Genomic DNA, 2232 nt, shown 5'->3' with positions numbered 1-2232 from the left:
TCAATAATGCTTTTTCATTTTACAGATTCCAACACCACTTTTTTTATTTTTAAGTGACATTTTCACAAGATAATTAACTCGTTTTTTTAGTCTTTTTAGGTGACATTTTCAAAAGTTATTGACATAGTTAATAAAAAAATTATGTTCAATTATGAACTAAATTGGGCGGATAATTCTGGAATTATCCGCCCGCCAGAAAATAATGCGCCTTTTGAGAGATTATTGGTCCGCCGGCAGATTATCTCTCTGCCGGTAACAGGATTAAGATAAAGTTATTCCTTTTATCTAATCACTGCTTTATTACCGCTTTATGGAATGTCTTTTTCCCTTTACGAATTTTGACACCATCTTTCAACTGATCTGAAGTAAGGCTATAGTCTATTGACTTAACTTTTTTATCTTCTACAAAAACACCGCCCTGCTGTATCAGACGTCTTGCTTCACTCTTGGAAGGTGCCAGGCCGCAAGCTATCATAAGATCCACTATATTAATAGCATTATCCGTAAGCTGCTCCTCTGTAATTTCGGTAGTAGGCATGTAGGAATCATCTGTACCTCTTTGGAAAATAGCGTGGGAAGCATTTAATGCCTTTTGGGCTTCTTCCTCACCATGTACCAGCTTTGTCAGTTCATATGCTAAAATTTCTTTAGCTTCGTTAAGCTGGCTGCCCTCCCATTTTTCCATTTTGCTGATTTCATCAAGGGGTAAGAAAGTAAGCATTCTGAGGCACTTAATAACATCAGCATCATCAACATTTCTCCAATACTGGAAGAATTCAAAGGGTGAAGTTTTGTTGGGGTCAAGCCAGACAGCACCCTTTGCTGTTTTTCCCATCTTCTTGCCTTCTGAGTTTAATAATAATGTAATAGTCATGGCATAGGCATCTTTTCCTAATTTGCGCCGAATGAGCTCCGTACCGCCCAGCATATTGGACCACTGGTCATCCCCGCCAAATTGCATATTGCAACCATAATTCTGATACAGGTAATAAAAATCATAGGATTGCATAATCATATAGTTGAACTCCAGGAATGACAGGCCTTTTTCCATTCTCTGCCTGTAACATTCGGCACGCAGCATATTGTTTACTGAAAAATGGGGTCCTATATCACGAAGGAATTCGATGTAATTCAACTTTAAGAGCCAGTCTGCATTGTTCACCATAATTGCTTTATCATCGCCGAATTCAATGAATTTTTCCATCTGTTTCTTAAAACACTCACTGTTATGCCTGATTGTTTCGGGTGTCATCATGGAACGCATATCAGCACGTCCGGAAGGATCTCCTATGTAGGCTGTTCCTCCACCAATAAGCACTATGGGTTTGTTACCTGCCATTTGCAACCGTTTCATAAGGCACAATGCCATAAAATGACCTACATGTAAAGAATCGGCAGTCGGATCAAATCCAATATAAAATATAGCTTTACCACTATTAACAAGCTCTTTTACTTTTTCTTCGTCTGTAACCTGGGCAATTAATCCACGGGCTACAAGTTCTTCATAGATTTTCATGTTAAAATCTCCCTTTCAATATTAGTATTACGAATATAATATCAGTAAGTAAAATTGTAATAATTTCCTGCAAATGATAAATTTTTATTATTGTTATTGTGACAAATTTTTTGTTAAATAAAATTCCCTGTTACTATAACAAAAATACCCCTGTTCCAGTTTTGGAACAGAGGGCATGAATTGCGGTACCACCTCTGGTTCGGAAATTCCTCACGGAATTTCCCTCAACAAGTGCAAACACACTTTTACGCTGTACCGGGCGTTCCCGTCAAACCCTACTAACAGTTCAGGCAGCAGCTCCAGGATGTATTTCGTATCAGTCCGCCTGCAGCCTCCCACCAGCCGGCTGCTCTCTGAAAAGCCTCAACTGATCTACTTCTTCCTTTCATAGCTTTGACAATATTTCAGTTTAAGCTATGTTAAAGCTTAAACCAGAAAACAGAGTAAACTAAATTATAAGCTTCCTTCGTGATGATAAATATAATTAAATTATAGTGTAGAAAACATAAAAAGTAAAGGCCGAAAATCAAGAAGCATGGGGACGGTTCTTTTGCTTCCAAGTTCTGTTTCTTCCAAGTTCTCTTACTTTCCTTTTAAGCTTTGAATATTAGGCTCGGGGAAACTCCCAAAATCCTTGCAGCCTGTCTTTGTGTTATCCCTTCTATTCCTTTTATCTCCCGTAATACTTGATTCCTTTCTTTTTTCGGGAGGCTTTT

General features: G+C 38.1%; 1 protein-coding gene and 1 other annotated feature. The gene reads right to left on the bottom strand.

Annotated elements, in window-relative coordinates; all coding sequences use genetic code 11:
- Positions 1-289 precede the first annotated feature (289 nt).
- Positions 290-1516, bottom strand: a complete 1227-nt coding sequence (locus GXX20_10760; GenBank protein ID HHW32132.1) for a tyrosine--tRNA ligase — start codon at positions 1514-1516, stop codon at positions 290-292.
- 166 nt (positions 1517-1682) lie between these two features.
- Positions 1683-1914 (bottom strand) — a binding site (T-box leader).
- Positions 1915-2232 lie beyond the last annotated feature (318 nt).

The sequence above is a fragment of the Clostridiaceae bacterium genome (assembly GCA_012840395.1).
In the GTDB taxonomy this organism is placed as follows: domain Bacteria; phylum Bacillota; class Clostridia; order Acetivibrionales; family DULL01; genus DULL01.
Note: the sequence above shows the minus strand (reverse complement) of the source record. Positions and strands in the feature narration are given on the sequence as shown.